Source organism: Burkholderia sp. THE68, from assembly GCF_009938265.1.
Lineage (GTDB): Bacteria > Pseudomonadota > Gammaproteobacteria > Burkholderiales > Burkholderiaceae > Caballeronia.
The window spans coordinates 1,734,364-1,753,540 of the sequence record NZ_AP022315.1 but is presented as its reverse complement, the minus strand read 5'-3'; the positions used below and the strand labels follow the sequence as shown (position 1 = coordinate 1,753,540).

Annotated in this window: 19 protein-coding genes; 8 read left to right on the top strand and 11 right to left on the bottom strand. The window is 64.2% G+C overall.

The features are described from left to right. The first annotated feature begins 11 nt into the window (after positions 1-11). Positions 12-785: an MBL fold metallo-hydrolase gene (locus BTHE68_RS08295; protein ID WP_162065916.1), complete on the top strand. Its 774-nt coding sequence runs from the start codon at positions 12-14 to the stop codon at positions 783-785. A 126-nt stretch (positions 786-911) separates the two neighbouring features. On the opposite strand, the gene BTHE68_RS36810 is transcribed toward BTHE68_RS08295, so the two are convergent. Both BTHE68_RS36810 and BTHE68_RS08285 read right to left on the bottom strand, forming a co-directional pair. After that, complete coding sequence (locus BTHE68_RS36810; protein WP_074168913.1) at positions 912-1,166, bottom strand: hypothetical protein; 255 nt, start codon at positions 1,164-1,166, stop codon at positions 912-914. 269 nt (positions 1,167-1,435) lie between these two features. Further along, the gene (locus BTHE68_RS08285) at positions 1,436-2,674 is read right to left on the bottom strand and encodes a cupin domain-containing protein (RefSeq protein ID WP_162065914.1); all 1,239 of its coding nucleotides are present in this window, start codon (positions 2,672-2,674) and stop codon (positions 1,436-1,438) included. Positions 2,675-2,707: 33 nt separating this feature from the next. Here BTHE68_RS08285 and BTHE68_RS08280 point away from each other — a divergent pair, with 33 nt between their 5' ends. Continuing rightward, the gene (locus BTHE68_RS08280) at positions 2,708-3,256 is read left to right on the top strand and encodes an FKBP-type peptidyl-prolyl cis-trans isomerase (RefSeq protein WP_162065913.1); all 549 of its coding nucleotides are present in this window, start codon (positions 2,708-2,710) and stop codon (positions 3,254-3,256) included. A gap of 45 nt (positions 3,257-3,301) precedes the next feature. Here the strand turns inward: BTHE68_RS08280 and BTHE68_RS08275 are convergent, their stop codons facing one another. The 5 genes from BTHE68_RS08275 to BTHE68_RS08255 all read right to left on the bottom strand — a co-directional run bounded on the left by BTHE68_RS08275 (position 3,302) and on the right by BTHE68_RS08255 (position 10,335). Further along, the gene (locus BTHE68_RS08275; protein WP_232077867.1) at positions 3,302-4,552 is read right to left on the bottom strand and encodes a hypothetical protein; all 1,251 of its coding nucleotides are present in this window, start codon (positions 4,550-4,552) and stop codon (positions 3,302-3,304) included. 64 nt (positions 4,553-4,616) lie between these two features. Then, a complete protein-coding gene (gene mutS / locus BTHE68_RS08270) occupies positions 4,617-7,325 on the bottom strand; it encodes a DNA mismatch repair protein MutS (RefSeq protein WP_162065912.1) in 2,709 nt (902 codons plus the stop codon). Between the two features lie 260 nt (positions 7,326-7,585). Then, complete coding sequence (locus tag BTHE68_RS08265) at positions 7,586-7,954, bottom strand: ElaB/YgaM/YqjD family protein (RefSeq protein ID WP_162065911.1); 369 nt, start codon at positions 7,952-7,954, stop codon at positions 7,586-7,588. 87 nt (positions 7,955-8,041) lie between these two features. Next, the gene (gene lplT, locus BTHE68_RS08260) at positions 8,042-9,340 is read right to left on the bottom strand and encodes a lysophospholipid transporter LplT (RefSeq protein WP_162065910.1); all 1,299 of its coding nucleotides are present in this window, start codon (positions 9,338-9,340) and stop codon (positions 8,042-8,044) included. Between the two features lie 191 nt (positions 9,341-9,531). Continuing rightward, a complete protein-coding gene (locus BTHE68_RS08255) occupies positions 9,532-10,335 on the bottom strand; it encodes an inositol monophosphatase family protein (protein WP_162065909.1) in 804 nt (267 codons plus the stop codon). Here BTHE68_RS08255 and BTHE68_RS37150 point away from each other — a divergent pair. From BTHE68_RS37150 to cysE, 3 genes are all read left to right on the top strand, one after another. After that, positions 10,334-10,465, top strand: coding sequence for a hypothetical protein (locus BTHE68_RS37150; RefSeq protein ID WP_286202772.1), 132 nt, complete (start codon positions 10,334-10,336; stop codon positions 10,463-10,465). The two genes, BTHE68_RS08255 and BTHE68_RS37150, sit on opposite strands and share 2 nt — an antisense overlap. A gap of 120 nt (positions 10,466-10,585) precedes the next feature. Beyond that, positions 10,586-11,356 (top strand): RNA methyltransferase, encoded by a 771-nt coding sequence (locus tag BTHE68_RS08250; RefSeq protein WP_162065908.1) that lies wholly within the window; start codon positions 10,586-10,588, stop codon positions 11,354-11,356. 191 nt (positions 11,357-11,547) lie between these two features. Further along, positions 11,548-12,339, top strand: a complete 792-nt coding sequence (gene cysE, locus BTHE68_RS08245) for a serine O-acetyltransferase (protein ID WP_162065907.1) — start codon at positions 11,548-11,550, stop codon at positions 12,337-12,339. Positions 12,340-12,353: 14 nt separating this feature from the next. On the opposite strand, the gene BTHE68_RS08240 is transcribed toward cysE, so the two are convergent. From BTHE68_RS08240 to BTHE68_RS08225, 4 genes are all read right to left on the bottom strand, one after another. Beyond that, the gene (locus BTHE68_RS08240) at positions 12,354-13,154 is read right to left on the bottom strand and encodes a UDP-2,3-diacylglucosamine diphosphatase (protein ID WP_162065906.1); all 801 of its coding nucleotides are present in this window, start codon (positions 13,152-13,154) and stop codon (positions 12,354-12,356) included. 14 nt (positions 13,155-13,168) lie between these two features. Further along, positions 13,169-13,660, bottom strand: coding sequence for a peptidylprolyl isomerase (locus BTHE68_RS08235; protein ID WP_162065905.1), 492 nt, complete (start codon positions 13,658-13,660; stop codon positions 13,169-13,171). 38 nt (positions 13,661-13,698) lie between these two features. Continuing rightward, positions 13,699-14,280, bottom strand: coding sequence for a peptidylprolyl isomerase (locus BTHE68_RS08230; protein ID WP_162065904.1), 582 nt, complete (start codon positions 14,278-14,280; stop codon positions 13,699-13,701). Between the two features lie 69 nt (positions 14,281-14,349). Further along, on the bottom strand, positions 14,350-15,117 hold the full coding sequence (locus BTHE68_RS08225) for a tetratricopeptide repeat protein (RefSeq protein ID WP_162065903.1): 768 nt from the start codon (positions 15,115-15,117) through the stop codon (positions 14,350-14,352). 460 nt (positions 15,118-15,577) lie between these two features. Here BTHE68_RS08225 and cysS point away from each other — a divergent pair, with 460 nt between their 5' ends. The 3 genes from cysS to BTHE68_RS08210 all read left to right on the top strand — a co-directional run bounded on the left by cysS (position 15,578) and on the right by BTHE68_RS08210 (position 19,159). Continuing rightward, positions 15,578-16,975 (top strand): cysteine--tRNA ligase, encoded by a 1,398-nt coding sequence (gene cysS / locus BTHE68_RS08220; protein WP_162065902.1) that lies wholly within the window; start codon positions 15,578-15,580, stop codon positions 16,973-16,975. 47 nt (positions 16,976-17,022) lie between these two features. After that, positions 17,023-18,069 carry an endonuclease III domain-containing protein gene (locus tag BTHE68_RS08215; protein WP_162065901.1) on the top strand — a complete coding sequence of 349 codons (1,047 nt, stop codon included), beginning with the start codon at positions 17,023-17,025 and terminating at the stop codon, positions 18,067-18,069. Between the two features lie 118 nt (positions 18,070-18,187). After that, positions 18,188-19,159, top strand: a complete 972-nt coding sequence (locus BTHE68_RS08210; protein WP_162065900.1) for an acetyl-CoA carboxylase carboxyltransferase subunit alpha — start codon at positions 18,188-18,190, stop codon at positions 19,157-19,159. Positions 19,160-19,177: the final 18 nt, after the last annotated feature.

Below are 19,177 nucleotides of genomic sequence, written 5' to 3'. Positions count from 1 at the left end.
CTGAAGACATTGTGAAATTCGCCAGTCTCGGCAGCGGCAGCGAGGGCAATGCATTGCTCGTCGAGGCATCGAGCGGCACGACGACGACGCGCGTGCTGCTCGACTGCGGATTTTCCGGCAAGGAAGTCGAGCGTCGCCTCGCGCGTCTGAACTGCCGCGCCGAGGATCTCGACGCCATCGTCATCACGCACGAGCACACGGACCATATCGGCAGTGCGCTGACGCTCGCGCGCCGATGGTCCATTCCACTGCACATGAGCTGGGGCACCGCGCGCGCGATCGGCGCCGACGAAGCCGATGTCGACCTGCACGTGCTGTGGGGCGATGAGAGTGTGGCCATCGGCGATCTGAGCGTGCTGCCGTACACCGTGCCTCACGATGCCCGCGAGCCGCTGCAATACGTCTTTTCAGACGGCGCCTGCCGCCTCGGCGTGCTGACTGATGTGGGTGTGTCGACGCCGCATATCACGAGCGTCCTGAGCGGCTGTGACGCGCTCGTGCTCGAATCCAATCACGATGTCGGCATGCTTGCCGCGAGCCGCTATCCGCCCTCGCTGAAGGCGCGCATCGGCGGGACTCATGGACACCTGAATAACGAAGCGGCGGCGGCCATACTCGCATCGCTCGATCGTTCCAGGCTGCGTCATCTCGTGGCCGCTCATCTCAGTCAGCAAAACAATCTGCCGCATCTGGCGCAGGCGGCGCTTGCGGCGGTGCTGGGCGCGTCGGCGATCGACGTAGTGGTCGCGACGCAAGCGGAAGGCTTCGACTGGCTGGCGCTCTGAATACGCGCACATGGCGCGATAGAAAACGCAGAAAGCAGATATGAAAAAACCGGCCCAAGAGCCGGTTTTTTCGTTGGCAGGCCGCATCGAGCGGCGCATGCCTTGGCGCCGAAGCGCCGACAAGCCTTACTGGCTTGCGCCCGATGCCGGAGCAGCAGCCGAAGCGGCAGCGTCCGAAGCTGCGCCAGCAGCCGAAGCTGCGTCGCTTGCAGCGGCCGAAGCGCTCGATGCAGCAGCGTTTGCGTCCGAAGCAGCAGCAGCCGGAGCCGAAGCAGCCGACGTATCGCTTGCAGCGCTCGGAGCAGCCGTTTCGCTAGACTTGTTGCATGCAGCCAGAGCAACAGCAGCCAACAGGGATGCTACGAGGAGGGATTTCTTCATGATCACGTCCTTTTATGGTTAAAGGTAAGCAACAGCGCAAAGTACCGGTAATGTGTGCTCCAACACCGACCTGGGCCGCTGTGGAGACTCACAATTCTTTTTTGTGTGAGACTTCCTACGGCTTGGCCGGAAATTATAGGCACTTTCGTAACGACCGTCGATAAATCAGGGGACGATACGTTGTCTTTCTCATACAAACTTTCATATTGCGGAACAGCAAAATACCAGTATTCCGCAGCGTGTCAGGAAGTCTCGTGAAGTCAAGCCAGTCAAGGCAAAGCACCCATCCGAAGCCAGCCCGCACGATACCATTCGTGTAGCAGCGCTGTCATTGACGAATCGTCTGTAAGTGTTACAAAGCGTTTCGCCTCCAGATGCCGAGTATCGGCCAATTCAGGGAGCCACTTTTTGAGCTTCGAAGACAACGCCTGCTCTTCGCCATTTATGAAAAATGACCTTGCGTTGTAGAGCAAAACAGTCTTTCTATCCAGCCTTACGCCCGTTTTTTTCGCTCGCTCTACAAATTTTTGCTCATTGAGCGCGCGCTCCGGCGAGTCGAATACGACGTTGGCTTTTGGCTCGCTCAAATAAGTGCCCAGAAACGCCGCGATATCCTTTTCAGTCCAGTTGACGTTCGCAAGGATCGCGCCAACCCGCTCGACGAGCAGGGCGGGCAACGCCGCCGGATTCGCCACCGGTTCCTGCGCCGGATCGCGATAGCGCGTGTGGGAACGGGTGGCTTCCGATGCATCGTCTCTGCGCTCGGCGAGATGATAGAGGAACTGCGCCGTGAGCTCGTGCGTGGAGGGCGCGCGAAAGCCAATCGACGCGGTCATGCATTCGCCTTCCGCGATGCCGTCATGCGCGATGTGCGGCGGCAGATACAGCATGTCGCCGGGCTCCAGCAGCCACTCTTCCTCGGGCTCGAAGTGCTGTAAAACTTTCAACGGCAGTCCGGGTTTTAGCGAAAGATCGCGCTGCGCGCCGATACGCCAGCGGCGCTTGCCATGAACCTGAAGCAGAAACACATCATAAGAGTCGAAGTGCGGTCCGACACCGCCGCCGTCCGTCGCATACGAGATCATCAGGTCGTCGAGGCGCGCGTCCGGAATGAAGCGAAAGCGGTTCATCAGCGCGTGCGCGCGATCGTCATGCAGGTTCGCGCCCTGCACGAGCAGCGTCCATTCGCGTTTCTTCACTGAAGGCAATTCGTCGGGCGCGAACGGGCCGTGCTCCAGATTCCACGTCTTGCGAAAATGGGTGATGAGACGGGACTCGACGTCGTCGAGATCGGCGAGTTCGAAGAGTTCGTCGCGCGCGAGCGGCGCCGCGATGTCGGGGATGGCCTGCCGGATCAGAAGCGGCTTTTTCTGCCAGTAACGCCGCATGAACTGTCGCGGCGTGCGGTTGCCCAACAAGGGTGTGGGTTCATCCGGCAGAGCCGCGCGAGCATGCTCGGGAAGGCCGGAAACAGGGATTGGTGTTGCGTCTTGGGGCCGCTTGGGCATCGTATAATCGAGGCTTGTATCTTGGAGGATCCAATGAAAATTGCGAAAGACACTGTCGTTTCGGTCGCTTACAAGCTATCGGATGCGCAAGGCAATCTGATCGAGGAGAGCGACGAGCCGATGGTCTATCTGCACGGCGGCTATGATGGCACGTTCCCCAAGATCGAGGAAGCGCTCGACGGTCACGAGGCCGGATATGAAACGCTCATTCAGCTCGAACCGCAAGACGCGTTCGGCGAGTACGATCCCGAGCTCGTGAAGATCGAGGAGCGCAGCCGCTTTCCGGAGCCGCTGGAAGTCGGCATGCAGTTCGAAGGCACGCCGGAAGACGGCGATGACGACATCGACTCGCTCATCTACACCGTGACCGATGTCGCCGAAGACAAAGTCGTGCTCGACGGCAATCATCCGCTCGCGGGCATGGCGCTGCGCTTCTCGCTGTCGGTGCAGGAAGTGCGTACTGCGACCGATGACGAGATCGAGCATCAGCACGCGCATGGCGCGGACGGCCTGCAGGTCGTCGATGAAGATGACGATGATGACGACGAACCGCGCAAGGATGCAGGTCCGACGCTGCATTGATCGAGCGCATCGGCTTACTGAAAAACGCAGCTTCGGCTGCGTTTTTTATTGCCCGCTCGTGTCGTTGCGTACGCCCGATGCGGGCACGGAATAGATCGGCGGCAGCGATTGCGATTGCGACTGCGGCGAAGACTGCGGCGGCGGCGTGAGGATCGGCGGAAGCTCGGAGGCGGGCAGCGGCATCGAGGGCGGAGCGGGCAGCGACTCCGGCGGCGGTATCGACGCGGGCAACGTCGGTTGGGTCGCGGGATTGGGCGCGGGGTAGGGCGCCGGATAAGGCGCATAAGGCGTGCTCGATTGCGCGGGCGCTTCGGGCGTCGATGCGGCCGAATCGCGCGTGCGCCCCTCCTTCACATCGCGCACGCGCAGCCGAAACGGCGGATGCCATTGCGCATCGCTCTGCACTTCGAGCCATTGCGTTTGCGGCTTCCTGAACGCCACCGCGACGCGCGTGAGATTGGTGACGATCAAGCCCTTGTCATTGCGCAAAGGTTGATCGATATGAAAGCCGTTGGGCTCGGGCGTATCGGTGCCGTGAATCACGATGACCGGCCCGCGAAAGATTTCCGCTGCCTTCGCGAGGCTGCGCTTGAGTTCCAGGAAGCCGTCGCGCGGCTGGTTCGAGCGCGAGAAGCGCAGCCAGCCGAAGCGCTCGCGCCGTTCGTAGCGCGCAAAATCCGGATCGCCCTGCAGAATGACGACGAGCGCGCGCATCTCGCTGCGCCGCGCCGATTCCGCCGCGTGCTCGATCCAGAACGTCGTCGCGACGGTGCGGTCTTCGAACTCGCCGTTGCGCCCACCGGCCGTCAGATAGTGATTGTTCGGGCTCGGCACGTTCAGACCGATGAACGCGATGCCCTGCGCCTGCCAGCGCACGATTTCCCGGAACGTGCGAAAGCGGGCGACATCGCTTTCGCGCGCAAGGTTGAGCGGGCTTTGTCCGAGCGAACCGGCATCCGCGAAGTAGAGCTGGCGGACGAAATCGAGCCGTTCCACCGGGTCGTATGCGCCCGCGTGCGCGAGGCCGCAATCGGCCCAGTCGTGCTGACCGAGCAGCAGCACGAGCGGCGTGCGCGACGCGTCCAGCAGATCATGCCGCGACTGATAGATGCCGTCCCGGCACGGCTCCGCGCCGCCCTTCAGATTGCCGTCGTAGACGATGAACGCGATGCTGCCGTCACGCCCGATCGCGTCGAGCATGCGGCGCACCGGGGCTTCGTCGGCGGGGCGGGTGAGGGCGTCGGAGATGACGGCGAAGCCGAGCGGCGCGCTGCCTTCGGCATGCGCCTGTGACATGGCGATGCACCCGAGCGCGATTGCGATCGATACTGCGCTCGTCAGGCGCGCGGCGACACCACGCTCAACGCGCGGCATCCGGCGGACGATTCGCCAGTTCATGCAGTTCGTAGAGCAGATCGAGCGCATCGCGCGGACGCAGCTCGTTCGGGTCGAGCGCGCGCAGCCTGTCCATCACCGGATGTTCGGGCGCTTCGGCCGGCGCCGGTTCAGCGTCGCGCGGCTCGTCCTCATACGGCGCGTAGGGCTGACTCGCGAACAGATCGAATTGCGGCGTCGGCTGGCCGATCGACTGCTGCTCCAGATGCACGAGATGCTTGCGCGCCGCGCGGATCACCGCGCCCGGCACGCCCGCGAGCTGCGCGACCTGCAAGCCGTAGCTCTGATTCGCCGGACCCTCGCTCACCGCGTGCAGGAATACGATGCCGTGATCGTGCTCGACCGCCGACAGATGTACGTTCGCCGCCTGCGCGAATTCCGCGGGCAATTGCGTGAGCTCGAAGTAGTGCGTGGCGAACAGCGTGTAGCAGCCGTTGTGCGTGAGCAGATGCCGTGCGATAGCCCAGGCGAGCGCGAGGCCGTCGAAGGTGGACGTGCCGCGCCCGATCTCGTCCATCAGCACGAGGCTCGATGCGCTCGCGTCGTTCAGAATCGCCGCTGCTTCCGTCATCTCGACCATGAAGGTCGAGCGCCCGCCCGCGAGATCGTCCGCCGCGCCGATGCGCGTGAAGATGCGATCGAGCGCGCCGAAACGCGCGCGCTTCGCAGGCACATAGCTGCCGACATACGCCATCAGCGCGATCAGCGCGGTCTGGCGCATGAAGGTCGACTTGCCGCCCATGTTCGGGCCGGTGATCAGCAGCAGCTTGCGATCCTGGCCGAGACAGCAATCATTGGCGATGAACTGCTCGACCTGCGCCTCGACGACCGGATGCCGCCCCTGTTCGATATCGATGCCGGCATCGGCGGTGAATTGCGGCGCGACCCAGTCGAGCGCGCGGGCGCGTTCGGCGAACGCGCACAGGAGATCGAGTTCCGCGAGCGCGCCCGCCACACGCTGGCAATCGGCGATGAAGGGCAGCAGGTTCTGCAACAGCGCGTCATAGAGTGCGCGTTCACGCGCGAGCGCGCGCTCCTGCGCGGACAGCGCCTTGTCCTCGAACGTTTTCAGCTCGGGCGTGATGTAGCGTTCGGCGTTCTTCAGCGTCTGACGTCGGCGATAGTCGTCGGGCACCTTGTCGGTCTGGCCGCGCGTGACCTCGATATAGAAGCCATGCACCTTGTTGTACTCGACGCGCAGATTCGCGATGCCCGTGCGCGTGCGCTCACGCGCTTCGAGTTCGATCAGGAACTGATCGCAGTTCTCCGAAATATCGCGCAATTCATCGAGATCCGGATCGTAGCCGCGCGCGATCACGCCGCCGTCGCGGATCAGCGCGGCAGGTTCGGGCGCGATGGCGCTCGTCAGGAGATCGAGACACTCGTGCGGCGGTTCGAGCGAGACAGTGATGCGCTCCAGCGCCGACGCATGCGCCGCCACGGCCGCTACGAGCGCGCGCAGATCGGGCAGCGCGGCGAAGGTGTCGCGCAGGCTCGACAGATCGCGCGGCCGCGCCGACAGCAACGCCAGCCGCCCCGTGATGCGCTCGATGTCCGAGATCTTGCGCAGCGCGCCGCGCAAGGTGTCGAGCCCGCCGTTCACGGGTGCGTCGAGCAATGCGCCGATCGCCTGCTGACGCGCCTGCGCAATCGATGCATCGCGCGGCGGATGATGCAGCCAGTGGCGCAACAGCCGACTGCCCATCGTCGTGCAGCAGGTGTCGAGCAGCGAGAACAGCGTGGGCGATTCGGTCCCGCGCAGCGTCTCGGTGAGTTCGAGGTTGCGGCGCGTGGCGGGATCGAGCCCGATGTATTCCGATTCGTATTCGACCTTCAGGCTGCGCACGTGACGCAACTGCTGGCCTTGCGTCGCGGCGGCGTAAAGCAGGAGCGCGCCGGCCGCGCCGCACGCGCAGGTGAGCGTCTGAGCGCCGAAGCCGTCGAGACTCGCGACATCGAGTTGCTCGCGCAAGCGCTGCGTACCCGAGCCGACATCGAAATGCCAGGCGGGTACGCGCGTGGTCGCGCCGGGATTCGACACGCCGAGCGATGACTGCGCGTCCGTGATCGAATCCGCGATGAGCGTCTCCGCCGGGCGGATGCGCTCGAGCGCAGTACTTACTTGCCCCGGCGCGACCTCCGCGAGACGCAGCGCGCCGCTCGCGAGATTGAGCCACGCGAGGCCGACGCTCGTCACCACGCCGCGCCGGTTGTGCGCGGGGCACAGCGCGAGCAGATAGACATCGCTCTTGTCCGAGAGCAGGGCTGCGTCGGTCAGCGTGCCGGGCGTGACGACGCGCACCACCTTGCGCTCGACCGGACCTTTCGAGGTCGCCGGATCGCCGATCTGTTCGCAGATCGCCACCGATTCGCCGAGCTTGACCAGCTTCGCGAGATATTGCTCGCATGCGTGGTGCGGGACGCCCGCCATTTTGATCGGATTGCCGCCCGACGCGCCGCGCTGGGTGAGCGTGAGATCGAGCAGGCGCGCGGCTTTCTCCGCATCGTCGAAGAAAAGCTCGTAGAAATCGCCCATCCGGTAGAAAACGAGCGTGCCGGGATGTTCCGCCTTGATGCGCAGATACTGCTGCATCATCGGCGTGTGCTGCGACAGGTCCGCGAGTGGCGCGCCGCTATCGAAGGAAGTGTCGGGAATTGCCGTGTGATTGCCCATCTTGCGTGCTGTGGAAGCCGGAATGACCAGACGGCCGGGCGCGAGGTTGCGCCGGCGCGAATGAGCCGATAGGGCAAGAGTTTAACCTGTCGCCGGATGAGCGCGAGTCGGCCGAACGGCTAGCAGCGCGCTGCTGGCGAAGGGTAATTCAGCAGATGTGAGCGGGCAAGGCGTGCCCGCTCGCGTGTGGCGAGGGTAATGCCCGCCGCCGGAACGAATGCTTCACCGTTGCGGCGGCAGTCCGAGAGGACTGGTGCGCGTCACGCGCGCCCAGCGAGATAACCGACGAGCAATGCGAGCCCCGCCACCGCGCCGAGCGTATGCCACGGCCGGTCATGCACGAAATCGTCGGCGTATCCGGCTGCATCGCCGAGCTTGCCCGAAATCGCGCCGCTCGCGCCGTTCATCTGCGAGCGGGCAGTTTTGAGCTTCGATTGCAATTCCTTGCGCAGCTTGTCCGCATCGATATCCTTTGCGTTCAGTATCGAGCTTTCCAGATCATCCAGCAGACTGCGCAACTGGCCGCTGGCCGAATCGACCGCGTCGCTCGCACCTCGCACCGCGCGCTGGCCGAGATCGGCTGCGCCATTGATCTTGCTGTCGAGCGTCGAACGTGTGAACAATCCCATTTCCTTGCTCCTTTAGTGACGTTGCCGAGGAATATCGCCGTACCCCGCAGCCGGGGTATGGACCCAGAATACACCGTTGAGCAAGGTTCATTCCTCGACCAGCGCGCCCAGGTCCGTTTCGCGTTCGTTCTGGCTGTGGCGGCGCATCGCGAGCGCCATCATCAGGCAGACGAACAGGCCGAATACGACGATGATCCACTGCACCGGCACCTTGACGGTCAGAAGCAGCGCGTACGCGCCGAGCATCGAGAGCACGGCGAGATTCTGATTGAAATTCTGCACCGCAATGGAATGCCCGGCGGACAGCAGCGTCGCGCCGCGATGCTGCAGGATCGCGTTCATCGGCACGATGAAAAAGCCCGACAGACCGCCCAGCGCGATCATCAGCGGATAGGCCATCAGGATGTAGGCCGGCGCGAAGAACGGACCGATCTGCAGGCCCGCGCCCTCAGGAAAGAGATCCTTGTTGTAGAAGGCCATCGCGACCGCCACCGCGCCGATCAGGACGCCCACCGGCAGCACGCGCAGCGATTGCCGCAGCACGATCCACGCGGACGCCGCCGCGGCGCCGAGCGCGATGCCAAGCCCCGTCACGCCCTGCAGCACGGCGGCCTTCGACAGCGACAGGCCGAGGTTCGCATCGGCCCACTTGAGCACGAGCAGTTGCAGCGTGACGGCCGCGCCCCACAGCAGCGTCGTGACCCACAGCGCGATCTGCGCGAGCTTGTCTTTCCACAACACCTTGAAGCTGTGGGAGAAATCGCCGACGAGCCGGGTCGGCTCGGTGAGGAGGTTCGGATAGCGCGCGCCGGTGTCCGGAATGAACACGTTGATGACGGCCGCCGACGCATAGATCACCATCACCGCGAAGAGCGCGGCGTGCGCGGCGGTGCTCACGAGCGGCAGATGCGCGTGCGTGACCCAGCGCGCGACGACCTGACTCACGAGCGCGCCGCCGATCACGGTGCCGAGAATCGTCGAGCCGACGGTCGCGGATTCGAGCCACGCGTTCGCCGCGATCAGCTTTTGCGGCGGCAGCAGCTCGGTGAGAATGCCGTACTTGGCGGGCGAATACGCCGCCGCGCCGAGACCGACGACGCCATACGCGATCATCGGATGCACGCCCGCGATCATCATCGCGCAGCCGCCCGCCTTGAGCGCGTTCGAGATGAACATGACGTGGCGTTTCTGTATCGCATCGGCGAATGCGCCGACGAATGGCGCGAGCACGACATAGGAAATCGTGAAAAAGATTTGCAGAAGCGGCGTGACCCACGGCGCGGATTGCACGACGGCGAGCATGGCGATCGCGGCGATCAGGAGCGCATTGTCGGCGAGCGACGAAACGAACTGCGCGGCGATGATCGTGTAGAAGCCTTTCTTCATGGCGGGAGTGACGTGTGGCGCGGCGCGCGGCGGACAGACGGGGAAGGGCGCGACGAAGCGTCACCTTCGGGTGGCGAGGGCAAAAGATTGCACTGTAACGGAGCCCCGCGTTCGTTGCAGAGCAGGGGACGCGCCCGGGACGCGAGAGGAGGGAAAACCAAAGGGCGCAGGGCGCGCCCTTTCGAGGCGGTTTATTCGCCCGTCAGACGCGTGCGCGAGTACGGATCGAGAATCTTGATCATCTGCGCGTACACCTTCGGATTGGCGGCGACGATCTCGTTCTGGAACAGGAAATCCGATTCGCCCGTGTAATTGCCGACGAGCCCGCCCGCTTCCGTCACCATCAGGCTGCCCGCCGCCACGTCCCACGGATGGATGCCTTGCTCGAAGAAACCGTCGAGGCGGCCGGCCGCGACGTTGGCGAGATCGAGCGCCGCCGCGCCCGGACGGCGCAGGCCCGCGCACGAGAGCGTCATTTCGCTGAAGAGGCGCATGTAGCCGTTCAGGCCCTGGCCGTCGCGGAACGGGAAACCGGTGCCGATCAGCGCATCCGACAGCCGATCCAGCTTGCCGACGCGAATGCGCCGTTCGTTCAGATACGCGCCGCGGCCGCGCGATGCGGTGAAGAGGTCGTTGCGGGTCGGATCGTAGATGACGGCCTGCTGGACGACGCCCTTGTGCGCGAGCGCGATCGACACGCAGTAGTACGGGAAGCCGTGGATGAAGTTGGTGGTGCCGTCGAGCGGATCGATGATCCACTGGAACTCCGACTCGCGATCCGTCGCGCCGGACTCTTCGGCGAGGATCGAGTGATCGGGATAGGCGGTGTGCAGCGTCTCGATGATGGCGGCTTCGGACGCCTTGTCGACTTCCGTCACGAAGTCGTTGTGCTGTTTCTTGCTGACCTGGACGCGGTCCAGATCGAGCGACGCGCGGTTGATGATCTGTCCGGCGCGGCGCGCGGCCTTGACAGCGATATTGAGCATCGGATGCATGAGCGAAATCCTGTGGCCGCCGGGCGCGTTCAGCGACGAACACGCGCAGGCGGAAAAGTTGGCGACAACGACTATGTCGACGAAAGACGAATTGAATAAGAGCGGGGCGTTCGCGCGAAGATTCGACTGACTGCGACAATCGTTCGCGGCGCGCGAAGGGGCCATTTTACCCGAAAGTGGCTGCGCGTTTCCGGCTGTTCGGCAAAGCGCGTTAACATGGCGGGTTCGCACATTCAATACACATCGCGCCTTGGAACCCAACGATCTCTTTGCGCCTGCCGGCGGCTTCACGTCCACGCGCTTCATCCTCGTCGAGCCGAGTCATCCGGGCAACGTCGGCGCGGCCGCGCGCGCGCTCAAGACGATGGGCTTCGCGCGCCTCGTCCTCGTCGCGCCGCGCGTCGCCGACGTGAAGAACGAGCCCGAAGCCATCGCGATGGCCTCCGGCGCCGACGACGTGCTTGCGTCCGCCCATGTCGTCGACTCGCTCGCCGATGCGCTCGTCGGCGTGCGCTGGTCGGTGGCGCTGACCGCCCGCATGCGCGAATACGGACCGCCGCAGATGCCGCCGCGCGCGCTTGCCGAACGCGCGCACGAATTCGTGCGCCACGGCGACATCGCGCTCGTGTTCGGCAACGAGCGCACTGGCCTGTCCAACGCGGATGTCGAGCGCTGCAGCGCGCTCGCGCATATTCCGGCCAATCCCGCCTACAGTTCGCTCAATCTCGCGCAAGCCGTGCAGGTGCTCGCCTACGAGCTGCGGCTCGCGTTCCAGGCGCCCGCGAGTTTGCTTGCCGCCGTCGAGCCGGCGGCGCAGAGCGCGGCGAGCGATGAAATCGAAGGCATGTACGCGCATCTCGAAGAGGCGCTCGTCGCGCTCGAATTTCTCGATCCGGCCAATCCGAAGAAGCTGATGTCGCGCGTGCGGCGGCTCTTCGCGCGCTCGGGGCTGGAGCGCGAAGAGGTGAATATCCTGCGCGGCATCGCCAAGCACATCCTGCTTCGCGCCAGGAAAGACTGAACGCGCGTGCGCCCGTTTGTCCGGATGGCAGCGACCGCGTTGCCATCGGGGGCATCGGGCAAACGCGGCGCGCTCGCCCTACAATCGGCGAAAAACGGCGACCGCCGATATAAGCTTTGCGCGTTCCCTGCTTTAGGCGCTTCTCGTGGCGTGGAACGGCGCGCGACCCCTCCCACCATCGAGACACCGCCATGTTCGACCGAATTCGCGAAGACATTGCCGCCATCCGCGAGCGCGATCCCGCTGCCCGCAGCGCCTGGGAAGTGGTCACCTGTTATCCCGGGCTGCACGCGATCGTGCTGCATCGGTTCGCGCACGCGTGCTGGCGCCGCCAATGGCGCTGGCTCGCGCGCTTCGTGTCGCAGCTCGGGCGCTTTCTTACCGGCATCGAGATCCATCCGGGCGCGACGCTCGGGCGGCGCGTGTTCATCGATCACGGCATGGGCGTCGTGATCGGCGAAACCGCTGAAATCGGCGACGACTGCACGATCTATCAGGGCGTGACGCTCGGCGGCACGTCGCTCACGCGCGGCGCGAAGCGTCATCCGACGCTCGAGCGCGGCGTGATCGTCGGTGCGGGCGCGAAGGTGCTCGGCGGTTTCACCATCGGCGCCGAGGCGAAGATCGGCTCGAATGCGGTGGTCGTGAAGCCGGTGCCGGCGGGCGGCACCGCAGTGGGCAATCCGGCGCGCATCGTGATGCCGGCGGTTTCCAGACCGAAGGAAACGAAGCACGAAGGTTTCTGCGCCTATGGCATCACGCCGAACGCCGACGATCCCATGTCGCTCGCGATCCACGGCCTGATCGATCACGCCTCGACGCAGACGCAGCGCATCGACGAGATCGTCGCGGCGCTCGAACGGCTCGGCGCGCGCGTGGAAGCGCTCAATGCCGTCGATGGCGCCGCGCTCGTCGATCTCAAGCGCCTGTGCACGTCGATGGACGGCAAGACCGAAGAGCGAACGGAATCGCTTGCGCGGTAGAGCGGTAGAGGGCTTTAAAGAGGCAGCGGGTGCACGCCGCTATCGTCGAGGCGCAGATAGCCGCCGCGCGGTTTGCCGATGTCCAGTTCCCAGTCGGGCAGAACCCAGCGCACGCCTTCGACTTCGCGATGCATCGCCGGGCGATGCGTGTGGCCGTGAATCAGCGTATGCGTGCGGCTGTTGATGAATAGCTGCGAGACGGCTTTCTTCGTGACGTCGTATTTCGCGTGAACGCCCATCGTGCGCGCGCCTTCGCTCTTCGTGCGCATGCGCTGCCCGATGCCCAGCCGCGTGTCGAGCGGCAACGCCAGAAAGAGCCGCTGCGCGAAGCGGTTGCGCGCGAACGCGCGAAAGCGCTGATAGGCGCGATCGGCCGTGCAGAGGCCGTCGCCGTGAGCGAGCACGACGCGCTTGCCGAACGCGGTGATCACGAACGGATCGGGCAGGGGCAGCGCGCCCGCATCCTTCATGAAGCGCTTGCCCAGCAGGAAATCGCGGTTGCCGTGCATCACGTAGAGGCCGATGCCGCGCTCGGAAAGCGTGTGCATGAGTCGCGTCATGCGGCGCGCGAAGCTGGCGCGCGCGTCCGACGCGGGCGCATCGAGGATATCGTCGCCGACCCAGAATTCGAACAGGTCGCCGAGTATGAAAACGGAGTCCGCCTCGTTCGCCGTCACTTCGATGAAATGCTCGAACGCTTCGACCGTTTTGGGAATCGCTTCAGAGAGGTGCAGATCGGCAATGAAAAACAGCGGGCGCGCGTGGTTCGCTGCGCCCGCTGCCATGCGATCGAATGAAGTCTTCGTATCGATCATGCAATGAACGGAGATCAGACCACGACGGCCTTCTCGATCACGACGTCGTCGACCGGCACGTCCTGATGGAAACCCTTCGAGCCGGTCTTGACCTTCTTGATCTTCTCGACCACGTCCATGCCTTCGACCACTTTGCCGAACACGGTGTAGCCCCAGCCTTGCGGCGTCGGCGACGAATGGTTCAGGAAGTCGTTGTCCTTCACGTTGATGAAGAACTGCGCCGTCGCCGAATGCGGGTCGTTCGTGCGCGCCATGGCGACCGTGCCGTTGTCGTTCGTGAGGCCGTTGTTGGCTTCGTTGTTGATCGGCGCATCGGTGGGCTTCTGGTTCATGCCCGGCTCGAAGCCGCCGCCCTGGATCATGAAGCCGTCGATCACGCGGTGGAACACGGTGTTGTCGTAATGACCCTTCTTCACGTAGCTGAGGAAGTTCTCGACCGTCTTCGGCGCTTTTTCGGCGTCCAGTTCAAGCTTGATGACGCCGTGGTTCGTATGCAGTTCGACCATGATGGTGTTCTCTCCAATGTGTTTGATTGAGCTTCGTGTTACTGCGAGACCACGGTGGCCGACTCGATCACGGTCGGCTTCTGCGGCACGTCCTGCATCGGACCGCGCGTGGTGGTCGGGCTGCCTTCGATCTTCTTCACGACATCCATGCCCGAAACGACCTTGCCGAACACGGCATAGCCGTTGCCATCCGGGCTCGGATAGTCGAGACCCGCATTATCGACCGTATTGATGAAGAACTGGGCGGTGGCCGAGTTCGGGTCGCTCGTGCGCGCCATCGCGAGCGTGCCCGTGGCGTTCTTCAGACCGTTCCTGCTTTCGAGCGGGATCGGCGCGCGCGTGGGCTTCTCGGCGAAGCTCGTGCTATAGCCGCCGCCCTGGATCATGAAACCCGGAATCACGCGATGGAAGATCGTGCCGCTGTACTGACCGGACTTCACGTAGTCGAGAAAGTTCGCGACCGTCTTCGGCGCTTTCTCGGGATACAACTCGACCTTGATGTCGCCTTGCGTGGTCTTGATGAGCACGGTGGGGCGCGCCGCCTGCGCATTCGGCTGGGCGAACGCCGGCGCGCTCGCGATCAGGGCGGCGCTCGAAAGCGCCAACATCAGGAATTTCATGAAGGATCGATCCTCGTGTGGTTCGTGTGGTGAATGCGGACAGTCGGCCGCGCGCGCGGTTTCGAGCGCTTACGGTTGCGCTTTCGGCGCGACGTAGGGCGTGGTCGGCAGCGGGCCGCTCGGGCCGCCGAACGGCGAGTATTCGTCGGGCGAGGGCATCGGCGACGTGCCGGCGCCGGCCTCTGGCGTCCACTCGTCGGCCGCGCGCGGAACCGCCGCCGCGCCCGATGCGACGTCCGCCGCGCTCGCGCGCTTCTTCGGCGGCGTGTAGATGTTCTGAATCGCCGCGATGCGCTGGCTCGTGAGCGGACTCTTCGAGCCGAGCGACTGCGCGCGCTTGTACGACTCGCTCGCGAGGCGCAGATAAAGATCGCCGAGGTTGTCGTATGCGAGCGCGTAGCCGGGGTTCGCCTTCACCGCGGTTTCGAGCGCGGCGCGCGCTTCCTCGTAGCGGCCTTTCTTCGCATACAGCGCGGCGAGGTTGTTGTACGGCTCGGGCAGTTCGGGGTAGGCCTGCGTGAGCTCGGTGAAGGCGGCGATGGCGTCGTCGTCGCGATTCAGGCGGGCGAGCACGGTCGCGCGCTTGAACTTCGCCTGCACGTCGCGCGGATTGCTCGCGATGCGCGCATCGAGTTGCGTGAGCGCGGCGTTCCAGTCCTTGCTGGCGATGGCCGAATCGATTTGCGGCGTGTCGTCGCGCGTGGCGGGCGAGGTTTGCGCGAGCGCCGCGCCCGACATGCCGACGCATGCGGCGAAGCCGAACGCCGCGATGGCGAGCGTTTGCGTTACGAACCGGCGGGAGAGTGGCGAAGGCGCGCGCGCTGTGCGATGGGTCACTTGGAATCGAGTCAATGAATGATGCAGCGAAAGATGCCACGAAAGCGGCGAAGGAGACCGCGAGCGCTTCAGGGCGTGAACGATCGCGAGAACCGGAGCGGGAGCAGAAATGCCCGATGCGGCACGCGGTCCGGCAAGGCTTTCAGCCCGGCCCGGAGCGCGGCTTGCAAAGCCCGCCGCGCGGCCGCTTCGACATTTCATAGGCTCAAGTCCCGGTGTTATACTCCGACCCATTCTAACAAAAGGTCTGCACGTCCCGCGCACGTGTCTTGCGCTTGGTGCCCCAAGCGCGCATCCCGCGCCGACGCCAGACTGTCTTTCGCCACTCGTGGCCGTCTCCGTCCTGGTCGCATGACCGTCGTGTTCGCGCTCGCGTGTGGGTCTCTCCGGCTCCCGCGCGTATCGTCCACGCCGACTGCTGCCCGGCACACGGTTGATTCCGGTCCATGCTTCGCCTTCTATGAACTCGCTGCGCATCTACAACACGCTCGCCCGTGACAAGCAACCCTTCACGCCGCTCAAAGCCGGCGAGGTACGCATGTATGTCTGCGGAATGACGGTGTATGACTATTGTCACATCGGCCATGCGCGCGTGATGGTGGTGTTCGATATCGTGCAACGGTGGCTCCGCACGATCGGCTACAAGGTCACGTACGTGCAGAACATCACGGACATCGACGACAAGATCATCCGCCGCGCGGTCGAGAACAACGAGCCGATCAAGTCGCTCACGCATCGCTTCATCACGGCGATGCATGAAGACGCGGCCGCGCTCGGCGTCGCGCGCCCGGATATCGAGCCGCGCGCGACCGACTTCATCCCGCAGATGCTCGGCATGATCGATGCATTGCACGCGAACGGCTACGCATATCAGGCGAAGGACGGCGACGTGAACTATGCGGTGCGCAAGTTCGCCGACTACGGCAAGCTTTCGGGCAAGTCGCTCGAAGACCTGCGTGCCGGCGAGCGCGTCGCCGCCAATGACGCGAAGGAAGATCCGCTCGACTTCGTCCTGTGGAAGCAGGCGAAAGCTGATGAGCCCGCCGACTCCGGCTGGGACTCGAAGTGGGGCCGCGGGCGTCCGGGCTGGCACATCGAATGTTCCGCGATGGGCTGCACCTTGCTCGGCGAGCACTTCGACATCCACGGCGGCGGACAGGATCTGCAGTTTCCGCATCACGAGAACGAGATCGCGCAGAGCGAAGGCGCGACCGGCAAGACGTTCGTGAACTACTGGATGCACAACGGCTACGTGCAGATTGACAACGAGAAGATGTCGAAGTCGCTCGGCAACTTCTTCACGATCCGCGAAGTCCTCGAAAAATTTGATGCCGAAGTGGTGCGCTTCTTTATTGCGCGGGCACACTATCGGTCGCCGCTGAATTACAGCGACGTGCATATCGACGACGCGAAGAACGCATTGACGCGCCTATATACGGCGTTGAAGGATGTCGAGCCGGACAATCAGCAACTTGACTGGAACGAGGCGAACGCGCAGCGTTTCCAGTCAGCGATGAACGACGACTTCAACACGCCGGTTGCCGTATCGGTGCTGTTCGATCTCGCGGGCGAAGTGAACCGCACGCGCGATACCGCGCTCGCGCGCCAGCTCAAGGAACTCGCGGGCGTGCTCGGCCTGCTCGGGCGCGAGCCGCGCGTGTTCCTGCAGCAGGCGAGCGGCACGCTCGCGCAGCAGGGCCTCGCGCCGCAGGAGATCGAAGCGAAGATCGCCGCACGCATCGCCGCGAAGCAGGCGAAGAACTATGCCGAAGCAGACCGGATTCGCGCTGAATTGCTCGAAGCCGGTATTGCGCTTGAAGACAAACCGGGTGGGTCGACCGAATGGCGCCGCGTTTGAACGCGGCCCTTCGAACCCTCTGATCGACTCACCAGGCAGGAGGCAAGATGGCAACGGCCAGGAAGGCGCCGGTCAAACGACCCGCGTCTGTCAGCGATGCGTCGGGCGCAACGAAGCGCACGCGCAGCGCGCAAACGAAAACGAACACGCAGAAGATCGATGGCGCAAGTGCAACGGTCGGCCGCAAGACCGCGCTCAAGCGTGCGGGCGTCGGAGCGAAGCCGACCCGCAGCGCCGCGCTCAAGGCGGCGAAGCCCGAGACCGCGGCGCGCCTGAACGGGGCTGCGCGCGCATCGAAGGCGGGCACGGAAGAAGCGGAAGCGTCGCCCGCGAAGGGCAACGGCCGCGCGGTCGCGGGCGACGGCGCAAACGCGCAGACGCTCGTCGCGGAACGTGGCGAAGTGGTGCGCAAATCGCGCGTCGTCACGGCTGATGCGGCGGTGCCGGTGCAGATCGGCGGACTCACGCGCGAGGTCGTTCGTCCCGACTACTGGGATCGTGCGTGCGCCGATCTCATGAAGCGTGACCGCATCCTCAAGAAGCTGATCCCTACTTTTGGCGAGATCCACCTCGTCAATCTGGGCGATCCGTTCTCGACGCTCGCGCGCTCGGTGGCGGGCCAGCAGATTTCCGTGAAAGCGGCCCAAGCGATCTGGGAACGCGTGAAGAGCGCGTGCCCGGAAGTGCATCCCGCGCATTTCATCCGGCTTGGGCACGAGAAGCTGCAGGCGTGCGGCTTGTCGAAACGCAAGGCCGAATACATTCTGGATCTCGCGCAGCATTTCGAATCGGGCGCGCTGCATGTCGACGCATGGACCTCCATGGACGACGAAGCCGTGATCGCGGAACTCACGCAGATTCGCGGCATCGGTCGATGGACGGCGGAGATGTTCCTCATCTTCAATCTGTCGCGCCCGGACGTTTTGCCGCTCGACGATCTCGGCCTGATCCAGGCAATCAGCGTCAACTACTTCAGCGGCGAGCCGGTCACGCGCAGCGAGGCGCGCGAAGTGGCGGCGAACTGGGAGCCATGGCGCACGGTCGCGACCTGGTACATGTGGCGCAGCCTCAATCCGATCCCGGCAGATCACTGACTTTGGCCAGCGAATTGCGGAACTATCGTTGATTTATAATCCATAGCTTCCGCGCGCATTTATCAGGGACGGACGCGGTTAGAATACGCGCTGCCCGATGGTTCTAGGACTCGAACATATGAAGACCACGTTTCTGGATTTCGAGCAGCCGATCGCTGAACTCGAAGCGAAGATCGAAGAACTCCGCTTCGTGCAGGACGATTCCGCTGTCGATATTTCGGAAGAAATCGAGCGGCTGTCGAAGAAGAGCCAGCAACTCACGAAGGATCTCTACGCGAACCTGTCGCCCTGGCAGGTTTCGCAAATCGCGCGTCACCCGCAGCGTCCGTACACGCTCGACTACGTGAGCGAGCTTTTCACCGATTTTCACGAACTGCACGGCGATCGTTCCTACGCGGACGACCTCGCGATCGTCGGCGGTTTCGCGCGCTTCAATGGCCAGCCGTGCATGGTGATCGGCCATCAGAAGGGCCGCGACACGAAGGAACGCGCGCTGCGCAACTTCGGCATGCCGCGTCCGGAAGGCTATCGCAAGGCCGAGCGCCTGATGCGTACGGCCGAGAAGTTCAGCCTGCCGATCTTCACCTTCGTCGATACGCCGGGCGCGTATCCGGGCATCGGCGCGGAAGAGCGCGGGCAGTCCGAGGCGATCGGCCGCAACCTGTATGTCATGGCGGAGCTCAAGACGCCGATCATCACGACCATCATCGGCGAAGGCGGCTCGGGCGGCGCGCTCGCGATCGCCGTCGCGGATACCGTGATGATGCTGCAGTTCTCCACCTATTCCGTGATCTCGCCGGAAGGCTGCGCGTCGATTCTGTGGAAGAGCGCGGCGAAGGCGCCGGAAGCGGCCGAGGCGTTGGGTCTCACGGCGCATCGGCTGAAGGCGCTCGGTCTCATCGACAAGATCGTGAACGAGCCGCTCGGCGGCGCGCATCGCGATCCGAAGGGCATGGCCGCGCTCCTGCGCCGGGCGCTCGCGGATTCGCTGCGTCAGTTCCAGGGCATGAGCGTCAACGACTTGCGCGAGCGTCGTTTCGACAAGCTGATGGCCTACGGCAAGTTCAAGGAAACGCTGCCGGGCGCGTAACCCGGCATCTTCGGCGTT

Coding starts and splice junctions, on each gene's coding strand:
- mutS (WP_162065912.1), bottom strand. CDS start 7,325: ATGGGCAATCACACGGCAATTCCCGACACTTCCTTCGATAGCGGCGCG.
- BTHE68_RS08265 (WP_162065911.1), bottom strand. CDS start 7,954: ATGGGATTGTTCACACGTTCGACGCTCGACAGCAAGATCAATGGCGCA.
- BTHE68_RS08240 (WP_162065906.1), bottom strand. CDS start 13,154: ATGATCGATACGAAGACTTCATTCGATCGCATGGCAGCGGGCGCAGCG.
- BTHE68_RS08280 (WP_162065913.1), top strand. CDS start 2,708: ATGAAAATTGCGAAAGACACTGTCGTTTCGGTCGCTTACAAGCTATCG.
- BTHE68_RS08235 (WP_162065905.1), bottom strand. CDS start 13,660: ATGGTCGAACTGCATACGAACCACGGCGTCATCAAGCTTGAACTGGAC.
- BTHE68_RS08275 (WP_232077867.1), bottom strand. CDS start 4,552: ATGTCACAGGCGCATGCCGAAGGCAGCGCGCCGCTCGGCTTCGCCGTC.
- BTHE68_RS08285 (WP_162065914.1), bottom strand. CDS start 2,674: ATGCCCAAGCGGCCCCAAGACGCAACACCAATCCCTGTTTCCGGCCTT.
- BTHE68_RS37150 (WP_286202772.1), top strand. CDS start 10,334: ATGAGCGAAATCCTGTGGCCGCCGGGCGCGTTCAGCGACGAACACGCG.
- BTHE68_RS08230 (WP_162065904.1), bottom strand. CDS start 14,280: ATGAAATTCCTGATGTTGGCGCTTTCGAGCGCCGCCCTGATCGCGAGC.
- lplT (WP_162065910.1), bottom strand. CDS start 9,340: ATGAAGAAAGGCTTCTACACGATCATCGCCGCGCAGTTCGTTTCGTCG.
- BTHE68_RS08255 (WP_162065909.1), bottom strand. CDS start 10,335: ATGCATCCGATGCTCAATATCGCTGTCAAGGCCGCGCGCCGCGCCGGA.
- cysS (WP_162065902.1), top strand. CDS start 15,578: ATGAACTCGCTGCGCATCTACAACACGCTCGCCCGTGACAAGCAACCC.
- cysE (WP_162065907.1), top strand. CDS start 11,548: ATGTTCGACCGAATTCGCGAAGACATTGCCGCCATCCGCGAGCGCGAT.
- BTHE68_RS36810 (WP_074168913.1), bottom strand. CDS start 1,166: ATGAAGAAATCCCTCCTCGTAGCATCCCTGTTGGCTGCTGTTGCTCTG.
- BTHE68_RS08210 (WP_162065900.1), top strand. CDS start 18,188: ATGAAGACCACGTTTCTGGATTTCGAGCAGCCGATCGCTGAACTCGAA.
- BTHE68_RS08215 (WP_162065901.1), top strand. CDS start 17,023: ATGGCAACGGCCAGGAAGGCGCCGGTCAAACGACCCGCGTCTGTCAGC.